This window comes from Paraconexibacter algicola (genome assembly GCF_003044185.1).
In the GTDB taxonomy this organism is placed as follows: domain Bacteria; phylum Actinomycetota; class Thermoleophilia; order Solirubrobacterales; family Solirubrobacteraceae; genus Paraconexibacter; species Paraconexibacter algicola.
Genome location: NZ_PYYB01000001.1, coordinates 2,634,845 through 2,654,029 on the forward strand (window position 1 = coordinate 2,634,845; position 19,185 = coordinate 2,654,029).

At 75.6% G+C, this 19,185-nt stretch carries 15 protein-coding genes; 11 read left to right on the plus strand and 4 right to left on the minus strand.

Translation table 11 applies throughout. From position 1 onward, the window contains the following. Positions 1-24 precede the first annotated feature (24 nt). On the minus strand, positions 25-1,167 hold the full coding sequence (locus C7Y72_RS12435) for a PrsW family intramembrane metalloprotease (RefSeq protein WP_158276832.1): 1,143 nt from the start codon (positions 1,165-1,167) through the stop codon (positions 25-27). A gap of 25 nt (positions 1,168-1,192) precedes the next feature. On the opposite strand from C7Y72_RS12435, the gene C7Y72_RS12440 reads away from it, so the two are divergent. From C7Y72_RS12440 to C7Y72_RS23335, 3 genes are all read left to right on the plus strand, one after another. Further along, positions 1,193-2,416 (plus strand): esterase/lipase family protein, encoded by a 1,224-nt coding sequence (locus C7Y72_RS12440; RefSeq protein ID WP_158276833.1) that lies wholly within the window; start codon positions 1,193-1,195, stop codon positions 2,414-2,416. A 70-nt stretch (positions 2,417-2,486) separates the two neighbouring features. Then, a complete protein-coding gene (locus C7Y72_RS12450) occupies positions 2,487-3,725 on the plus strand; it encodes an NAD(P)/FAD-dependent oxidoreductase (protein WP_107569036.1) in 1,239 nt (412 codons plus the stop codon). Between the two features lie 22 nt (positions 3,726-3,747). Then, on the plus strand, positions 3,748-3,909 hold the full coding sequence (locus C7Y72_RS23335; protein WP_158276834.1) for a hypothetical protein: 162 nt from the start codon (positions 3,748-3,750) through the stop codon (positions 3,907-3,909). A gap of 69 nt (positions 3,910-3,978) precedes the next feature. Here C7Y72_RS23335 and C7Y72_RS12455 read toward each other — a convergent pair whose 3' ends face one another. Then, positions 3,979-4,269 carry a hypothetical protein gene (locus C7Y72_RS12455; protein WP_107569037.1) on the minus strand — a complete coding sequence of 97 codons (291 nt, stop codon included), beginning with the start codon at positions 4,267-4,269 and terminating at the stop codon, positions 3,979-3,981. A gap of 19 nt (positions 4,270-4,288) precedes the next feature. On the opposite strand from C7Y72_RS12455, the gene C7Y72_RS12460 reads away from it, so the two are divergent. Continuing rightward, complete coding sequence (locus C7Y72_RS12460) at positions 4,289-5,386, plus strand: M20/M25/M40 family metallo-hydrolase (RefSeq protein ID WP_199223930.1); 1,098 nt, start codon at positions 4,289-4,291, stop codon at positions 5,384-5,386. Here C7Y72_RS12460 and typA read toward each other — a convergent pair. Continuing rightward, complete coding sequence (gene typA, locus C7Y72_RS12465; RefSeq protein WP_107569039.1) at positions 5,383-7,266, minus strand: translational GTPase TypA; 1,884 nt, start codon at positions 7,264-7,266, stop codon at positions 5,383-5,385. The two genes, C7Y72_RS12460 and typA, sit on opposite strands and share 4 nt — an antisense overlap. A gap of 72 nt (positions 7,267-7,338) precedes the next feature. Here typA and C7Y72_RS12470 point away from each other — a divergent pair, with 72 nt between their 5' ends. From C7Y72_RS12470 to C7Y72_RS12490, 5 genes are all read left to right on the plus strand, one after another. Then, entirely contained in the window at positions 7,339-7,974 is a 636-nt protein-coding gene (locus tag C7Y72_RS12470) for a class I SAM-dependent methyltransferase (protein WP_107569040.1), read from the plus strand. Positions 7,975-8,091: 117 nt separating this feature from the next. Continuing rightward, positions 8,092-11,355 (plus strand): calcium-binding protein, encoded by a 3,264-nt coding sequence (locus tag C7Y72_RS12475; protein WP_107569041.1) that lies wholly within the window; start codon positions 8,092-8,094, stop codon positions 11,353-11,355. A gap of 121 nt (positions 11,356-11,476) precedes the next feature. Beyond that, entirely contained in the window at positions 11,477-12,403 is a 927-nt protein-coding gene (locus tag C7Y72_RS12480) for a class II glutamine amidotransferase (protein ID WP_107569042.1), read from the plus strand. Continuing rightward, positions 12,400-13,371 (plus strand): cyclic nucleotide-binding domain-containing protein, encoded by a 972-nt coding sequence (locus tag C7Y72_RS12485; RefSeq protein ID WP_107569043.1) that lies wholly within the window; start codon positions 12,400-12,402, stop codon positions 13,369-13,371. Before C7Y72_RS12480 ends, C7Y72_RS12485 begins: the two co-directional genes overlap by 4 nt. A gap of 7 nt (positions 13,372-13,378) precedes the next feature. Continuing rightward, on the plus strand, positions 13,379-15,253 hold the full coding sequence (locus C7Y72_RS12490; RefSeq protein WP_107569044.1) for a CHASE2 domain-containing protein: 1,875 nt from the start codon (positions 13,379-13,381) through the stop codon (positions 15,251-15,253). Here C7Y72_RS12490 and C7Y72_RS12495 read toward each other — a convergent pair. Beyond that, positions 15,226-16,212, minus strand: a complete 987-nt coding sequence (locus tag C7Y72_RS12495; protein WP_107569045.1) for a hypothetical protein — start codon at positions 16,210-16,212, stop codon at positions 15,226-15,228. The genes C7Y72_RS12490 and C7Y72_RS12495 overlap by 28 nt on opposite strands. Before the next feature lie 186 nt (positions 16,213-16,398). On the opposite strand from C7Y72_RS12495, the gene C7Y72_RS12500 reads away from it, so the two are divergent. Beyond that, the gene (locus C7Y72_RS12500) at positions 16,399-18,552 is read left to right on the plus strand and encodes a choice-of-anchor D domain-containing protein (RefSeq protein ID WP_158276835.1); all 2,154 of its coding nucleotides are present in this window, start codon (positions 16,399-16,401) and stop codon (positions 18,550-18,552) included. Beyond that, positions 18,549-19,175, plus strand: coding sequence for a LysE family transporter (locus tag C7Y72_RS12505; RefSeq protein ID WP_107569047.1), 627 nt, complete (start codon positions 18,549-18,551; stop codon positions 19,173-19,175). The genes C7Y72_RS12500 and C7Y72_RS12505 overlap by 4 nt, the downstream gene beginning before the upstream one ends. Positions 19,176-19,185 lie beyond the last annotated feature (10 nt).

Sequence of the window (19,185 nt, forward strand, 5' to 3'; positions counted from 1 at the left end):
TTCCCGTCATGCCCCGCCGAAAACCTAAGGAGTTCCTGAGAGATCGCCGGGAGCGGCCGGCCCGGCGGTGGCGGCACGCAGCTGCTCCAGCAGCGTCGCCTCGTGCGCCTGCCAGGCATCGTCGGTGAGGCCGCGCTCGCGGCGGTCGCGCAGGAACGCGAGCTCGGTGGCGATGAGCTGCTGGTCGGCGACGGCGCGGCGCGCGCGCCGCCCGCCCTGCGCCTTCGCGCGCTTTCGGGCACGCCGTCGGGCGGGCAGCGAGGCGAGCTCGCCGACCGCGCCGGCCGGCAGCCAGCCCGCCTGCACGTACGCGGGCAGGTGCCGCTCGATCGCCTTGCGCTCCCGGCGCCGGTCGAGCCGCGCGACCAGCAGGATCCCGAAGAAGATCGGCACCATGAACAGCAGGTAGACGCCGAAGAACGCGCCGGTCGACGCCGACGTGTTCCACAGCGAGTGCAGGCCGATCGCCACGAGCAGCCCGAGGACCGGCGCGACGCGGCGCACGAACCCGCTGCGCGAGCGGGCCGCGAGGCCGAAGCCGATGCCGGTCGCCGCAGTGAAGACCGGGTGGGCGAACGGGCTCATCACGCCGCGCACGACGAACGTCGCGAGCGCGCCGACGAGGCCCTCCTCGACCGCGCCGCGCCCGTAGTAGAGGACGTTCTCGGTCGCCGCGAAGCCGAGGCCGACCATCGCGGCGTAGACGATGCCGTCCAGGACGCCGTCGAGCTCGGTGCGCCGGCGCCGCACGATGACCCAGATCGCGGCGGCCTTCGCCGTCTCCTCGACGACCGGCGCGGAGATCGACCCGCCGTAGATCTCGCCCGCCTCGGCGCCGAGGCTGCTGCCGACGACCGCCTGCCCGATCGTGTTGAGCACGAGCGCGACGAAGCACGCCACGGTCGCGCCCCACGCGAACGTGAAGACGAGCATCCGCCGCGGCTCCGGCTCGTAGCGGTCGAGCCACAGGACCCCGGCCGCCAGCAGCGGCACCGGCGCGATCGCGAGCATGACGGCGAGCACGAAGATCACCGGGGTCGTCTCCAGGCCCGCCGCCGCGAGCACGAGCGCCCCGCTCAGCGTCATGCCCAGGATGCCCGCGGTCCCGACCAGCCGCCGGGAGACGTCGCGCGTGACCCGGGGGTCGGGAAGCGGGGGTGTGGCCATGGCGCAGCAGGGTACGCTTGCGGGCATGAGGACGCCGGGGAGAGCTCTCGCGGTCGCCGCGCTGGGCGCGGCTGCACTCGCGTCGGCCCTCGTCGTCCCGGCCGTCGCGCCCGCGCAGATCCAGGCCGTGCCGGTGCTCGGCGTCGCCCCGCCCGGCACGAACGACTTCGGCTGCCGCCCGCGCGAGGACCGGCCCCCGATCGTGCTCGTGCACGGCACCTTCCTCGACATGACGACGAGCTGGCAGGCGCTCGCCCCGCTGCTGCGCCGCGACGGCTTCTGCGTCTTCGCGCTCGACTACGGCCGCCGCGGCACCGACCCGGTCGACCGCTCCGCCGACGAGCTCGCCGCCTTCACGCGGCGTGTGCTCGACGCCACCGGCGCGCCGAAGGTGAGCTTCGTCGGGCACAGCCAGGGCGGGCTGCTGGCCCGCTGGACGGTCCGCAGCCGCGGCCTGCTCGATCGCACCGAGGAGATCGTCGGGCTCGCGCCCTCCCACCACGGCACCACGCAGGTGCTCGCCGGGCCGCTGTCGCGCGTCGGCTGCCTGGCGTGCGCCGACCAGGCCGTCGGCTCCCCGTTCCTGGCCCGCGCCAACGCCGCCCCGGAGGCCCCGGCGGAGATCGACCACACGGTCATCTCGACCCGCAACGACGTCGTCGTCACGCCGCCGTCCTCGCAGGCGCTCGACGGCCCGACCGCCACCGCGGTGATGCTCCAGGACCGCTGCCCGGGCGACCTCGCCGAGCACGTCTCGATCCTCTACGACCCGGTCGCCCTGGGCTGGGTGCGCCACGCGCTGCTGCGCGACGGGCCCGCCGACCCGGCCGCGTTCGTCGACTGCACCGGCGCGACCCCGCCCCGCTCGCCCGGTGTCGCGTTCCCGGACGCGTCCGAGGACCCCGTGCCGAGCCCGGCGCCCGAGCCCCGCGCGGTCCGGCTGAGCGTCCTGTCGGACGTGCTGCGCCTGTCGCGCGCCTCGACCGTCGGGCTGCTCGTGCGCTGCGACGGCCCGGAGGGCGCGCGGTGCGTGAGCCTCGTGCGGCTGCGCCGTGGCTCGCGTGTCCTCGGCACGGTGCGCATCAGCGTGCCGGTCGGCGGTGACCGCCTCGTGCGGCTGCGCGTGACGAAGGAGGGTCGCGCCCTGCTGCGGTCCGCCGACGGGGCGGTGCGCGTGACCGTCCGCGCGACGACCGCCGACGGGGATCCGCGGGTCGCCACGCACGCGGCGACGCTGCAGCGCAGCTGAACCCCGTCGGCCCGGGGACACGCAAGCGAGGCGGACGACGCGGATCCTGACACCGTGTCAGGATCGGGCGATGGCCGACCGACACGTGGACTTCCTGCTCATCGGGGGTGGCGTCGCCTCCGCGACCGCCGCGAAGACGCTGCGCGAGGAGGGGGCCACCGGGTCGATCACGATCGTCAGCCGCGAGATCGACCCGCCCTACCACCGGCCCCCGGCGACCAAGGGCTACCTGCAGGGCGCGGAGAGCAAGGACGACGCGCTCGTCCATCCCACCGACTGGTACGCCGAGAACGACGTCGAGCTGCTCAGCCGCGTCAGCGTCATGGGGCTCGACACCGACGCCCACACCGCCACGCTCTCGAACAAGCAGACGCTCTCCTACGGCAAGGCGCTGATCGCGACCGGCGCCATGGTCCGCCGGCTGGGCGGCGTGGACGGCGCGCAGCTCGACGGCATCCACTACGTCCGCGCGCTCGGCAACAGCGACGCGATCCGCCGCGACGTCGAGGACGTCGACCGCGTCGTCTGCATCGGTGGCAGCTACATCGGCTGCGAGGTCGCGGCGTCGCTGACGACGCTCGGCAAGCGCGTCGCGATCGTCCTGCAGGAGGCCGAGCCGCTGTCCGGCGGCTTCGGGCTGCGCGCGGGCGTCTTCTTCCGCGACGTGCTCGAGCGCCACGGCGTCGAGATCTTCGGCAGCGACGAGATCGAGGCGTTCCTCGGCGACGGGGACGCCGACGACGCGCGCGTGCGCGCGGTCACGACGCGCAACGGCCGCGAGCTGGCGGCGGGCGCGGTCGTCTGCGGCGTCGGCGCCACCCCGGACGTCATGCTCGCCCGCAAGGCGGGCCTGGCCCTGGGCGAGGCGGGCGGCGTGCTCTGCGACGCGCGGCTGAAGACCTCCGCCGACGACGTCTACGCCGCCGGCGACATGTGCGAGTACGACAGCGTCGTGCACGGTCACGCGCTGCGGATCGAGCACGAGGACGTCGCGATGACCCAGGGGGCGACCGCGGCCCGGAACATGCTCGGGCAGGACGTCCCGTACGACACGGTCCCGTACTTCTTCAGCGACCTCGCGGACTGGACCTCGCTCGAGTACGTCGGCCCGGCTCGCTCGTGGAACGAGGAGCTCGTCGTCGGCTCGATCCCCGACGGGCGGTTCACGATCTACTACGTCGACAGCGGCGTCGTGCGGGGCGCGCTGACGGTCGGCGGCCACGACGACCTGGAGCGCGCGCGCCAGCTCATCCGCAGCGGCGAGCGCGTGAGCGCCGGGGACCTCGGGGCCGAGAGCTATCCGGCCTGATTCTGGATAGGATCCGCAGACGATGATCGCCATGGATGCCTTCTCCGCGACCTTCGGGCTCGTGATCGTGTTCTTCGTCGCCTTCCCGGCGCTCGCCCACGTGCTGATCGGCTTCGCCGTCGCGCAGGCGCTCGGCGAGAAGGAGCAGAACGACCGCTACGCCGCGGGCCTCGACGACGAGTAGCCCGCCCGGACCGCCGCGCCCCGTGCGCGGCCGGTCCCTCGGCTCCCCGTCGAGCGGGAGCCCGTCGTCTCAGCCCAGGTCGGCGGCGAGTCCGACCGTGATGGCGACGAGCGCGACCGCTCCGAGCCCGCGGCGGAACAGGTTCACGCCGTAGCGCAGCTCGTCGTAGGCCCAGCACGCGAGCGCCACCCGGCCGAGCGCGTCGAACGCCGTGCGCGTGTCGCCGTCGCTGAGCTGCCGCCCGAGCCACGCGGCGAGGTACACGAGCAGCGGCGCGTTCGGGAACTGCGCCACGGGGTAGGAGCGCGGCCAGCCGTGCTGTCCCCGGTCCCACAGCTGCCGCAGTCGCGCGCGATCCATGCCCCGTAGCGTCCCACGCGTGACCGACGAGCAGCTCCGCGCCGCCACCCTCATCCGCCTGCACGAGCTGGCGGTCGTCCCGGCGCCGCTGGAGCAGGAGGCGGCGCGCGCCGCGATCGTGCAGGGCTGGTGGCGGGCCGACGGGCTCGGCGACGTGCACGTCGACGCGGTCGGCAACGTCCTCGCGCGGCTGCGGCGCGGCACGACCGGCCGCCGGGTCCTCGTCGCCGCCCACCTCGACACCGTCTTCCCCGCCGACGTCGACCACGCGCTGCGCACCGGGACCGACGGCCGCCTGCACGGGCCGGGAGTGGGGGACAACACGGTCGCGGTCGCCGCGCTGGCCGAGCTGCGCCACCTCGTCCCCGGCGAGGGCGACGGGCACGACGTCTGGCTCGTGGCGACCGTCGGCGAGGAGGGCCTGGGCAACCTCCGCGGCGCCAAGCACCTGGTGGCGACCCACGACGACCTCGCCGCGTTCGTCGCGGTCGAGGGCGCGATGCTCGGCCGGATCAGCCTCGCCGGCAACGGCTCCGTGCGCGCCCGCGTCGACGTGCACGGCCCGGGCGGGCACTCCTGGAGCGACCGGGACCGCGACTCCGCCGTGCACGCGGCGGCGCGCGCCATCGCGCTGCTCGCCGCGGAGCGCCCGGGGCGCGAGGAGAGCTGGTCCTGGCACGTCGCCTCCGTCACCGGCGGCGGCGACATCAACGTGCTCGCCGCGCACGCGTCGTTCACGCTCGAGATCCGGGCGCCCGGCACGTTCGTGCTCGCCGCGCTCGAGACCCGGGCCCGGGAGCTCGTCGCCGCCGGCGCCGCCGGGCTCGCGTGGGAGTGGACCGAGCTGGGCCGCCGCCCCGGCGGGGCGATCGCCCCCGACCACCCGCTCGCCCGCGCGGCGACGACCGCCCACGACGCGCACGGCTGCGCGTGGATCCTGGAGGACGCGGGAACCGACGCCAACGCGGCGCTCGGGGCCGGGCTGGCGGCCCTCACCGTCGGGCTCGCGGACGGCGAGGGCCTGCACACGCTCGCGGAGTGGCTGGACCCGGCGCGGATCCCGCTCGGCCTGCGGGTCCTCGCCGACCTCGTCGTCGCGGCGGCCGCCGCGGACTAGGACTTCTCGGCGTTGCGCGCCTGGCGCGCGGCGCGGACGCGGTCGGTCTGCGCGAGGTTCACCTTGCGCAGCCGCACGTGGTCGGGGGTCACCTCGACGCACTCGTCCTCGCGCAGGAACTCCATCGCCCCGTCGAGCGACAGTGGCTTGGCGGGCGTCAGCCGGACGAGCTCCTCCGCGGTGGAGGAGCGGATGTTGTTCAGCTGCTTCTCGCGCACCGCGTTGACGTCGAGGTCCTCCGAGCGGGAGTTCTCGCCGACGACCATGCCCTCGTAGACCTCGTCGCCGGGCGACACGAACAGGATCCCGCGCTCCTGCAGGTTGAAGCAGGAGAACGACGTGACCGTGCCGCGCCGGTCGGCGACCAGCGAGCCCGACGGCCGCGTGCGGATCTCGCCCTGCCACGGCTCGTAGCGCTCGAAGACGTGGTGCATGAGCCCGGTGCCGCGCGTCTCGGTGAGGAACTCGGTGCGGAAGCCGATCAGGCCGCGGGCGGGGACGAGGTAGTCCATGCGGACCCAGCCCGTGCCGTGGTTGATCATCTGCTCGAGGCGGCCCTTGCGCAGCGCGAGCAGCTGCGTGACGACGCCGACGTAGTCCTCGGGCACGTCGATCGTCATCCGCTCGATCGGCTCGTGGACCTTGCCGTCGATCTCGCGCGTGACGACCTGCGGCTTGCCGACCGTCAGCTCGTAGCTCTCGCGGCGCATCATCTCGACGAGCACCGCGAGCTGCAGCTCGCCGCGGCCCTGGACCTCCCAGGTGTCGGGGCGCTCGGTCTCGTTGACGCGCAGCGACACGTTGCCGATCAGCTCGCGGTCGAGGCGGTCCTTGACCTGGCGGGCGGTGAGGAACTTGCCCGACTGGCCGGCCAGCGGCGAGGTGTTGATCCCGATCGTGACGCTCAGGGACGGCTCGTCGACGCTGATGACCGGCAGCGGCCGGGCGTCGGCGGCGTCGGCGAGCGTCTCGCCGATCGTGACGTCCGGCAGGCCGGCGATCGCGACGATCTCGCCCGGGCCCGCCTCGGCGGCGTCGACCCGCTCGAGCCCGTCGGTGACGTACAGCTCGGTGACCTTGGCGCGGGAGACGATCCGGTTGCCCTCGGCGTCCGTCTCGGCGCGGCACCAGGCGATGTCCTGGCCCTTGCGGACGGTGCCCTCCTTGACGCGGCAGATCGCGAGGCGACCGACGTACGGGGAGGCGGCGAGGTTCGTGACGAGGGCCTGGAACGGGTGACCCTCCTCGTAGGTCGGTGCGGGGATCGTCTCGACCAGCAGGTCCATCAGCGGACGGAGGTCGGTGCCCGGGACCGCCTGGTCCCCGTCGAGCTCCAGCGACGCCCAGCCCTGCTTGGCGTTCGTGTAGACGATCGGGAACTCGATCTGGTCCTCGTCGGCGTCGAGGTCGAGGAACAGGTCGTAGACCTCGTCCACGACCTCCTTGATGCGCGCGTCGTCGCGGTCGACCTTGTTGATCACGAGGATCACCGGTAGGCGACCGGCGAGCGCCTTGCGCAGCACGAAGCGCGTCTGCGGCAGCGGCCCCTCGGAGGCGTCGACGAGCAGCAGCACGCCGTCGACCATCGTCAGGCCGCGCTCGACCTCGCCGCCGAAGTCCGCATGGCCCGGGGTGTCGATGATGTTGAGCTTCACGTCCCCGTACTGGACCGAGGTGTTCTTCGCGAGGATCGTGATGCCCTTCTCGCGCTCGAGGTCCATCGAGTCCATGACCCGGTCGGCAACCTCCTGGTTCTCCCGGAAGGTGCCCGCCTGGTGCAGCATGGCGTCGACCAGCGTGGTCTTCCCGTGGTCGACGTGGGCGACGATCGCGACGTTGCGCAGATCGGAGCGGATGGCGGTGGCGGCGGCTGTGGTCATGCGGCAACGGAGGGTACGGGGTTCGGGGATCGCACCACCCGCCCCGCCCCGGGCGCGTCTAGGCTGGCCCGCATGATCCTCGACCGCCTGTTCGCCGCCGGCTACGACGTCATCTTCCAGCGCGCCGAGCGCGGCGGGCTCACCGCGATGCGCGCCGAGGCGATCGGCGACCTCTCCGGCACGGTCGTCGAGCTCGGCGCGGGAACCGGGCTGAACCTCGCGCACTACCCCGCCGCGGTCGACCGGCTGATCGCCACCGAGCCCGACCCGCACATGGTCAAGCGCCTGCGCGCGAAGGTCGCGGCGGGCGAGGGTGGCGGCCCCGAGCGGGTGACCGTGGCGCAGGCGGGCGGCGAGCGCCTGCCGCTGCAGGACGGCGAGGCGGACGCGATCGTCTGCACGCTCGTGCTCTGCACCGCCCCCGACGTGCCCGGCGTGCTCGCCGAGGCGGTCCGGGTCCTGAAGCCGGGCGGCCGCTTTCGCTTCGTCGAGCACGTCCGCGCCGACGGGCACCGCCACGCCGCCTGGCAGGACCGGCTCAACCGGCCCTGGGGGGCCCTCGCCGGTGGGTGCAACGCCAACCGGGACACGCTCGCGGCGCTGCGCGCGGCCCCGGGCCTCGAGGTGCGCGGGGTGCGCGACGACAGCTTCCCGGGCGTTCCGGCGCTCGTGCGGCCGCTGATCCGCGGCGAGGCCGTGCGCGTCTGATCTGCCGGAAGCGGGGGTGTCGGTGTCGCGCGCTGCTAGCGTCGTGTGTGCACGCGCACGTCCGGTGTGCGTGCAGGTCACACAACGACCGGGCCCGGGGGCGGGATGGTGGGGGGCATGGAGAGACTGCACACGTGGCTGCTCGCGGCGAGCGCCCTCATCGTCGGCCTGACGGCCGCCGCACCGGCGTCCGCGGACGTCCTCATCGACGCGGTCCCCTCGGGGACGACCTACGGGCTCACGGTGACGGTGACCGGCGCGCCCGCGGAGGCGGTGGACCTGCGCACCCGACCGCTGCAGGCCCAGGGCGTCGACATCGACGCCGACGGTGCGGTGGCCTTCACCGCGGCCGGCGCGGACGTCTGCTCGCCGACCGGCGACGAGACGGTGGCGACCTGCTTCTTCGGCCCCGACGGGTCGGCCCGCACGTTCGACGACACGATCGCGCTGACCGGCGGACCGGGCGCCGACACGCTGCGCAACCAGTACTCCAACGCGCTGAACGTCGTCACCGTGACGTTCTCGGGCGGCCCCGGGGTCGTCGCCGACACGCTGCGCGGCGGGCTCGCCGACCGCGACGTCGTCACCTACGCCGACCGCGTCGCGCCGATCACGGCGACGCTCGCCACCCCGGCCGCCTCCGTCTCGGGCGCCGGCGAGGCGGGGGAGAACGACACGCTGAGCGGCCTCAAGCGCGTGATCGGCGGCAGCGGCGCGGACACGCTGAGCGCGACGGCCGGCGGTCGCGTCCTGGACGGCGGGCCGGGCGCGGACGTCCTCTCGGGCAACCCGAGCGAGGCCACGACGATGCTCGGCGGACCGGGCGACGACGTGCTCCACGGGCGCGGCGGCGGTGACACCGCCGACGGGGGCGCCGACACCGACCTCTACCGCTACCTCGGCACGCCCAGCACGGTCGTCGCGTCGCTCGCCACCGGCACGGGCAACGCGGGCGTCGGCTCGCCGACCGACACGTTCACGGCGATCGAGCACCTCGAGGGCAGCACGGCCTCCGACACGCTCACCGGGGACGGCGGCCCCAACCACCTGATCGGGGGCGCCTCCGGCGACACCCTCATCGGCGGAGGCGGCGCGGACGAACTGCAGGGGGACGGCGGCAACGACAGCCTGGACGGCGGTGCGGGCGAGGACGTCCTGCGCGGCGGGGCCGACAGCGACACGCTCGTCGGCGGGCCTGACGCGGACGACCTGCAGGGGGATGCGGGCACGGACGTGGCGGGCTTCGGCGGGGCGGCGGGGCCGGTCGCCGTGGACCTCGCGGCGGGGACCGCGACGGGGGAGGGGACCGACACGCTGACCGCGGTCGAGCAGGTGCTCGGCAGCGCGTTCGGGGACACGCTGCGCGGCAGCGCGGGCCCGGACACGTTGACCGGCGGCGACGGCGACGACCTGCTGCAGGGCCTCGGCGACAACGACACCCTCGCGGGTGGGCCGGGAGCGGACACCGTCTCGTTCGCCGACCGGTCGCAGGCGGTGAGCCTCGGGCTCACCGATGCCGGCACCGGGTTCGCGGTCATCGGCGGGGCGGAGTTCGACAGCGTCAGCGCGGTCGAGCACGTCACGGGCGGCAGCGGTCCCGACTCGCTGGTGGGGAACGCCGCCGCGAACGAGCTGCGCGGCGGTCCGGGCGACGACATGCTCGTCGGCAACGGTGGCGACGACCTGCTCGACGGCGGGGCGGACGCGGACACCGCGAACTTCGCCTCCGCCACGGACGCGATCACCGCGGACCTGGCGGCGGGGACCGCGACGGGCGCGGGCAGCGACCAGCTCGTGGCGATCGAGCGGCTCTTCGGGGGCGCGGGCGCCGACCGTCTGAGCGGGGACGGCGCAGCGAACCAGCTCGTGGGCGGTGCCGGTGACGACGAGCTGCAGGGCCGCGGCGGCGCGGACCTGCTCGTCGGTGGCGCCGACGCGGACACCGCGCGCTACGACGAGGCGCCCGGCCCGGTCGTCGCCAGCCTGGCGTCCGGGGCGGCCACCCTCGACGGGTACGGAGCGGAGGACCAGCTCGCGGTCGAGCACCTCGTCGGCGGGCCGCAGGCGGACATGCTCACCGGTGACGCGGCCGCCAACGACCTGGCCGGAGGCGGCGCGGACGACGTGCTCGTCGGGGCCGGCGGCGCCGACCGGCTCGACGGCGGTCCCGGCCGCGACCGGGCCTCCTACGCCGCGGCCGCCGCCCCGGTGACGGCGGATCTCGCCGCGGGCACGACGGCCGACGACGGCACGGGCGCGACCGACACGCTCACCACGGTCGAGGGACTCGAGGGCGGCACGGCCGCAGACACCCTCTCCGGCAGCGACGCCGCGGACCTCCTGATCGGCGGGGACGGGCCCGACGTCCTCACCGGTCGCGCGGGCGCCGACGACCTGCGCGGCGACGCGGGCGCCGACACCCTCGACGGCGGTGCGGGCGAGGACGACCTCGACGCCGGCGCCGACGACGACACGCTGCAGGCCCGCGACGGCGGGCGCGACCGGCTGATCTGCGGCACCGGGACCGACAGCGGGCTGCGCGACACCGACGAGACGCTCGTCTCCGCCGACTGCGAAGCCGTCCGCGCCCCGGATCCGGCGCCCGCCGACCCGACGCCGGCGCCCACCGGCCCGACGCCCGCCCCGCCGGCCGACACCACGCCGCCCTCCTCCACGCCCGACCCGGCGCCGACGACCGCGAACCTCGAGCCGACCGCGGGGACCGTCCTCGTGCGGCTGCCCGGCAGCTCCACGTTCGTGCGGATCGAGGAGGCCACCTCGATCCCGACCGGCACGATCGTCGACGCCACCCAGGGCCGCGCGACGCTCGTGCGCGTCACCGCCACCGGCGTCGTCCAGCGCATGGAGTTCTACGACGGCGTGTTCCTCGTCCGCCAGCCGACCGCGCGCAACCCGTTCGTCGACGCCGAGCTCGTCGGCGGCGACCTGTCCGGCTGCCCCCGCACGAGCCCCGGCTACAAGGACTGGATCAGCGAGCAGCGCCGGCTCTTCCCGTCCACCCGCCCCCGCGCGCTGGCCCCGACCGCCACCGTGGCCGCGAAGAAGCGCAAGCGCGGCAAGGTCCGCAAGCTCTGGGGGTCCGGCAAGGGCGACTACCGCACGGTCGGGCGCGACGGTGCCGCCTCCGTCCGCGGGACCCGCTGGCTGACCGAGGACACCTGCACGGTCACCCGGATCACGGTCCGGGAGGGCGTCGTGAGCGTGCGCGACGGCGCGACCGGGGCGACGATCCTCGTGCGCGCCGGCCAGTCGGTGACCACGCCGTTCACGCTCGCCACGCTGCGGCGCATCGCCCGTGGCGGCCCGAGCGTCGGAACGCTCACCGCCAAGGCCAGGAAGCGGCTCGCGCGGCGCCGCTGACCCTGGACCGGGGTGACAACCGGTTTGTGGTGAATGGAGGTTTCGGGCGGCCCCGGCGCGTGACACGCTGCGCGACGGCGGCGTCGCCCGACGCCGGGGGGTTCCACGATGGAGGCAGGCGATGTGCAGGGTCACGGCGTATCTCGGTGACGAGGCGGTGGTCGACGACCTCCTCTTCGGCGCGGACCGCGCGCTGGTGCGGCAGACGGTCGACTCGGAGCTCATGTCGCTGCTGAACCTCGGCGGCTTCGGGCTCGCCGCCTGGGACGCAGGCAGCCACGACCCGGCCCGGCCGTTCACCTACCGCGTGCCGACGCTGCCGAACTTCGACCGCAACCTGCGCGCGCTGACCCGCAAGGTCCGCGCCCGCGCGCTCCTCGCCCACGTCCGCGGCGTCGTCTACGACGAGCGCGAGCGGATCGGCCCGCACAACCTGCACCCGTTCTGCTTCGACGGGGCGCACGTCGCGCTCGCCCAGAACGGCGACCTCTACGACTTCGGCGCCATGCGCTACGACCTGCTCGAGCACGTCGGTCCCGACCTCGCCAACCGCATCGAGGGCACCACGGACACCGAGTGGGTCTACGCGCTCGTGCTCTCCGGCCTGCCCGACCCGCTCGGCCCGGCGACGATCGACGACGCGACCGTCGCGGTCGAGCGCGCGCTCACCGTCCTGCGGGGGATCCGCGAGCGCCGCGGGATCCGCACGCAGTCCCCGGTGAACCTCGTCCTCTCCGACGGGGAGTGGCTGCTGACGACGCGCTTCGCCTACGACTACGGCTGGTACCCCGACGACGACTCGTTCTTCGCCGGCGAGCGCGAGCACGACTTCACGACCCTCTGGTACACGACCGGTGGCGCGTTCGCCGGGCGCGACGGCACCTACGCGATGGGGGACGGCCCGACCACCTCGATCGTCGTGGCCTCCGAGCCGCTCACGCGCGACCACACCGGCTGGATCGAGGTGCCGGAGTACTCGATGCTCCGTGCGTTCCCGGACCCGGCCACCGCCGAGCTGACCATCGAGACGCGGGAGCTCCCGCTGTGAGCGGCCTGGTGCAGGAGCGGATGGCGTCGCTGCGCGACGACGTCCCGAGCTTCGCCGACATGGGCGACGAGGAGGCGGCGGTCGTCGCCGCGCTCGTGCGCCCCTTCTCCGCCCCCGCCGGGCAGCTGCTGCTGCGGCAGGGCGCCGCCGCCGGGGACCTCCACGTGCTCCGCTCCGGCCGGGTCGAGATCTCCTACCGCAGCGCCGGCGGCGCCCGCGTCGCCGTCGGCGAGGTCGGCCCAGGCGGCGTGCTCGGCGAGACCTCGCTGATCGGGCGGCGCCGCCGCTTCGCCGACGCGATCGCGCTCGAGGACGTCGAGGGCTGGGTCCTGCACGGTGGCGCGTTCGAGCAGCTGCGCACCGACGTGCGGCCCGGCGCCGTCGCGTTCACGCGGCGCATCGGCGACGTCGCGGTCCGGCGGCTGCGCGAGCGCTACGCCGCGCTCCAGCTCGCGGCCGGCGGCCCGTCCTACCCCGAGCCGCAGGACGTCGCGCTCCCGTCGCCGACCGCGCCCGAGTCCGCCGAGTACCTGCGCGGGCTGCTGTGCTTCCGCTCGTTCGCGGACCCCGGCATGGTCGCCGACCTCTGCGACGGGCTGCGGCGCACCGAGCTGGCCCGCGGCACCACGCTGATCCCGCACGACCACGTGCCCGCGCACCTGCTGCTCGTCGTCCGCGGCGCGGTCGAGGTCAGCGTGCGCGGCGGCGAGGGCGCGCAGCGGGTGCGCCTCGCCGGGCCCGGGCGCTTCGTCGGCCACAACGGCGTCCTCGACGACGGGCCGAGCCCCGTCATGTGCCGGGCCCGCGAGCGGGTGGTCCTGCTCGGGCTGCCGCGCGAGCTCGTCCGGGCGGCGCTGGACTCGCCCGAGCCGCGCGACCGCGCGCTCACGCGGGCCGTGCACGAGGACGTCGTGCGCGCGCAGGCGCAGGCGGAGCGGCCGATGGCCCGCACCGCTGTGCGAAGCTGACGCGTGCGTGGGACCGCAGGGGGGCACAACCGGGGGACCGGGCCGGCTGGGCCGTGCGCGCGCGAGCCTGCGCGCGCAGCGCCTGCTCGTGCTGCCGCTGCTCGGCACGATCGCCATCGCGGTCGTGCTCGCCGCGACCCCGGTGCTCGACGGCCTCGAGCGCGCCTCGGGGGACGTCCGCTTCGCGGTCCGCGGCGAGCAGACGCCGCGCGAGGACCTCGTCGTCGTCGCGGTCGACGACCGGACCTTCAGCGACCTCGACCAGCGCTGGCCGTTCCCGCGCTCGCTGCACGCCCGCGCGATCGAGCGGATCGCCGCCGACCGGCCCCGGGCGATCGTCTACGACGTGCAGTTCAGCGAGGAGACCGATCCGGACTGCGACCCCGACGACCCGGACATCACCGACGCGTGCATCGAGGCGATCGAGTCCGACAACGCGCTGCTGCTCGCGCTGCGCGAGGCGGGCGACGTGGTGCTCGCCACCACCGAGGTCTCGGCGGCCGGGCGACCGAACCTGCTCGGCGGCGACCCGGAGGCGCTCGCGTTCTCGCGCGCCCGCCCCGGGATCGCGCTGTTCCCGATCGACCCGGGCGGCGTGTACCGGCGCGGACGCGTGCGGCAGGCGGGCCTGCCGACGCTCGCCGTCGCGACCGCCGAGGTCGTCCGCGGCCGGCGCCTGGACCCCACGACGGTCCCGCAGGACCCGTTCCTGATCGACTACGCGGGCCCCCCGGGCACCGTCCCGCAGGTGTCGTTCTCCTCCGTCGTCGGGCCGCGCCCGGTGCCCCGCGGCACGTTCCGCGACCGGATCGTCGTCGTCGGCCCGGTCGCCACGACGCTGCAGGACGTGCACCCGACGTCGTTCGCGTCGGCCGGCGAGATGTCCGGGGCGGAGATCCAGGCCAACGCGATCGCGACCGTCCTGGACGGCTTCCCGCTGCGCACCGCGCCGCGCTGGCTCGCGGTCCTGCTCGCCGCGATGCTCGCCGGCCTGCCCGTCGCGGCCGGGGCGCGGCTGGGCGGCGGGGCGCGCAACGCCGCGCTCCTCGCGGCGGTCGCGCTCGTCGCCGCCGGGCTCCTCGTCGGCGCGGCGCTGCTCGCCTTCTCCGGCGGCTTCGTGCTGCCCGTCGCGGCGCCGCTGGTCGCGCTCGCGCTCGGCACCGTCGTGGCGCTCGTGACCGGCTCGGTCCGCGAGGCGGTCGAGCGCGAGTTCACCCGGCGCGTGTTCGCCCGGTTCGTCAGCGACGACGTCGTCGACCAGGTCCTCGCGCGCGCCGAGCGCGACGGCTCGCTGCGGCTCGGTGGCGAGCGGATGGAGACGACCGTGCTGCTCAGCGACATCCGCGGCTTCACGACCTTCAGCGAGCGCAACCGGCCCGAGGTCGTGCTCGAGCTCCTCAACCGCTACCTCTCGACGATGACCGAGGCGATCCTCGACCGCGGCGGCACCGTGACCGGCTTCCTCGGCGACGGCATCATCGCGGTCTTCGGGGCGCCCGTCCCGCACCCCGACCACGCCGACCGGGCGGTGCGGGCCGCCCAGGACATGCTCGTCCGCTGCGCCGCGTTCAACGCCGAGCTCGCCGCGGAGGGCCGCGACGTCGAGTTCCGCATGGGCATCGGGCTCAACAGCGGCCCGGTGATGGCCGGCAACGTCGGCAGCCAGCGGCGCCTCGACTACACGGTGATCGGGGACGTGGTGAACACCGCCGCCCGGCTCGAGGGCGCGACGAAGGGGACCCCGCACGACCTGTTCGTCGCCGGGGCCACGTACCAGGCGCTCCTCGAGGACCACCCCGAGCTCGTGTTCCACGACACGATCGCGCTGCGCGGCCGTGCGGCCGGCGTGCCGGTCTACGTGCCGCGGCCGACGGCGGAGTAGCCCCCGCCGTACGGGTTCTCGGGCGGCTGCACGTCGCCCTCGGTCGGCACCGGGTCGGTCGCGGTGCGCGGGGGCGCCCCGGCTCGCACCGTCGGGCAGCCGCGGCGGCCGCCGGACCCGCGCCACGGCAGCCGCACGCTGACGGCCGAGGCGTTGTTGCGCTCGTCGAGCTCGACGAAGCGGTTGGACGGGTCCGCCTTGTGGACGTACGCGAAGCAGCCGGAGAACCCGGTCACGTCGATCCAGTTCTGCGGGTAGCGCCACGGGTAGATGTCCGCCCAGCCGACCGAGGTGCCGAGCGTCACGCGGCTGATCGGCCCCTTCTGCGAGCAGGCGCCGTACTGCCGGGTCCGCGGCGAGCCGCGGTAGGGGCGGCGGGTGGCGAGCGACCGCACCCGCGTGAGGTCCCGGTAGCAGTAGAAGATCTTCGGCCCGGTGCGCACGAGGCGGGTGCGGAAGCCCTGCGCGTCGAGCGCCCAGAGCTCGAAGCCCGCCGCGTCCTCGAACTTCCAGTACGTGCCGCGGGTCCGCGTGTCGAAGAAGCGGATGCTGCCGTTGGGTGGCTGCACGCGGGTCGTCGCGGCGGTCCGGCCGCGCAGCACCTGCCGGGCGGACATCCGCGTGCGGGTGATCCGCCGGCCGCGCACCTCCAGCGGCCCGTCCCCGACGTTCACGATCGCGTTGGTCGTCGCCAGCAGCGACCGGCCCTTCTTCGTGCGCAGCAGGTGGAAGCCGTAGGGCGTGCGCATCACGAGGTCCGGGCAGCGCAGCCGCAGCTCCGGGCGCCGGCACGGGTTCGGATCCACCGCGGGCGCCGGCGTCGGGGTCGGCGTGGGCGTCGCGACCGGGGTCGGCGCCGGTGTCGGAGCCGGATCCTGGGCGACGGCGGACGCGGCCACGGAGCCGCCGAGGGCGACGAGGGCGAGCGGGAGAAGGAGCGGGCGGGACAGGCGCGACATCGAGCGCGGGAATCATGGCGGTCCGGGGTCACGGATGCGCCGCGCCCCGCGAACGTGGCACCCTGACGCGCGCCGGGACCCGGCGCTGTGTGCGGCATGTCCGGCACGCCGCCGGGGCGAATGCGTAGGCTCGTCGGTGTTCCAGGGACCGGCGGTGGCGTCGGCCCGACACGGGGGAGAGGTCTCATGCGGCGATCGATCGCGTCGTCCATCGGCGTGCTGCTGCTCGCAGTCGGCGGGCTGACGGCGGCGCCCGCGTCCGCGGCGCCCGCGCTCACGGCCGCGCCGGCGATGCTCGACTTCGGGTCGGCGTCCATGACCTCGTACCTCGTCAGCCGCATGACGACCCTGACGAACACGGGGGACGCGCCCTACGCGATCGCCTCGATCACGATCCCCGACGCGGGGACGACGGGCTTCCAGCTGGGCGGGGGCACCTGCTCCGCCGGGACCAGCGTGCCCGTCGGGTCCTCGTGCACCGTGACCGCGCTGCTGCGACCGCGGGCCACGGGGCCGCTGCAGGCGACCCTGCGGGTCACCGGGACCGGCGCGCCGACCCGCGACGTCCCGCTCGCCGCGACCGGGACCCCGGCCGAGCTGGCCGTGGACCCGGCGGGATCCGTCGGACTCGACGCCGGCAACGTCCTCGTCGGCGGGACGAGCGCGCCGCTGACGATCACCTTCAGCGCCGTCGGCGAGCGCGACCTGACCGGCGTGCGCTTCGTCAGCGCGTCGACGCGGGTCCGTCGCCTCGCCGGAGTCGACGGCGGGACGTGCGGGACCACGCTTCCGCGTGGGTCGTCCTGCACCGTCGTCGTCGTCTTCGAGCCGACGCAGGAGGGTGGCGTGGGGGTCGGTCTCGACCTGCTCGCGGCCGAGGGGAGCGTCGGCACGAGCCTGCGCGGCGCCGGGGTCCTCGACCGACGGATCGCCGTCGACGACATCGACGTCGGGGAGTGGTCCATCGTGCGCGGAGCGAGCGCCGTGCGCACCGTCACCGTCCGCAGCACCGGGACGCTGCCGCTCACCCTCGACGGGATCGACGTGACGAGCACCGCGATCGGCGAGTTCACCCGCGCCCCGGGCGCGGACGCCGGGACGTGCACCACCGCGGTCGAGATCCCGCCCGGCGGCAGCTGCACGGTCGGCGTGCGCTTCGACCCGGGAGCCGTCGGCGCGCGGTCCGGGGCGGTGCGCGTGCGCTCGAACGCCGGGAACGTGACGCCGTTCCGCAACGGCAACGCGATCGGGGCCCTCGCCGGCACGGGCATCGAGCCGGCCGCCACGCTGACGCCCTCGCCGCTGGCCTTCGGCGGACAGCCGGTCGCCGCGGGCGCCTCGCCGACGCGGACCGTGACGCTCACGAGCTCCGGGACGACCCGCCTGGAGCTCACGGCGCTCGCCGTGGTGGGCGCCCGCGCGGCGGAGTACCCGTTGGCCGGGGGCACGTGCACGGCCACGACCGCGCTGGACCCCGGTGCCAGCTGCACGGTGGCGATCGCGTTCGACCCGGCGGCGGCCGGCAGCCGGACCGCGACGCTCGAGCTGCTCGGCAACGCGGGCAGGAGCACGGTGGCGCTCACCGGCACGGGCACCGCACCGCTGCTCGAGGCGGGACCGGCCCGGCTCGACCTCGGCGCGCGGGCGGTCGGCAGCGGGCCGTCCGCCGCGCAGGACGTGACGATCGCCAACCGCGGTGACGCGCCGCTGGAGGTGACCGCGCTGGAGCTGTCCCCGGCCGGGGCGCCGTACGTCCTGGACCCCGGCAGCTGCCGCAGCGGCCCGGTCGCGGCGGGCGGCAGCTGCCGGGTGACGGTGGCGTTCGCGCCCGTCGCCGTCGGCGACGCGCCGGCGACGCTGGTCGTCCGCACGGCCGACGACGCGGCGGCCGTGCAGCTGACCGGGCGGGGGACGGCGCCCGCCCCGGCGCCCGTCGAGCCGACCCCGACCCCGACCCCGACCCCGACGCCCGATCCGCCGGCGCCCACGGCGCCGGCCGACGACCCGCCGGCGCCGGCCGCTCCCGCCGCCGTCGTGCCGGTCGCGCCGCAGACCACGGCCCCGCTGCTGCCAACGATCCGGCGCTGCGTGAGCCGCCGCAGCTTCGTCCTGCGGATCCTGCGGACCGCCGGACGGACGCCGCGGTCGATCGAGGTCCGCTACGCGGGGCGGGTGCTACGGCGCAGCGGCCGGTCGCTGCGCAGCCGCATCGACCTGCGCGGCCTGCCGAAGGGCCGCTTCACGGTCCGGATCGTCGTCCGCTTCACCGACGGCACGACGCTGCGGGACAGCCGCCAGTACCGGACCTGCACCCCGAAGCGGTCCGGCGGTCGGGCATGAGCGACGCGCTCGTCCTCGGCTTCGGCCTCGGGTTCGTCGTGGCCGCCGCGATCGGCCCGATCTCGCTGCTGTGCATGCGCACGGTCCTGCGCGGCTCGCTGCGCGGCGGCGTGGCCATCGGTGCGGGGGCGGCCGTGGTCGACGCGACCTACGCCCTGCTCGGGGCGCTCGGCGCCGGCCAGGTCCTGCAGATCGACGCGCTGGCGCTCGCGCTCGGGCTCCTCGGCGCCGCCGTGATCGCCACGCTCGGCCTGCGGACGCTGTGGTCGGCGTTCCGGGTGCGGATGGGAGGCGAGGCGACCGAGGAGGTCGCCGGCCCGCGCGCCGCGTTCGCGACCGCCCTGGCGGCGACGGCGTCCAACCCGATGACGATCGCCTCGTGGGCGGCGGTGTTCGCCGCCGCCTCGACGGCCGGAGCGGCCGACGGCCCGGGCGCCACCGCCCTGCTCGTGGCGGGCGTGGGGCTCGGGACGCTGACGTGGTTCACGGTCCTGTCGCTCGCGCTCGCCGTGGCGCGCCGCCGGGTGGGGGAGCGGCTGCTGCGCGCGATCGACGTCGGCAGCGGCCTCGGGCTGCTGCTGTGCGCCGGCCTGCTCGGCCGACGCACGCTGCAGGACGGGTGAGGCGCCCGCC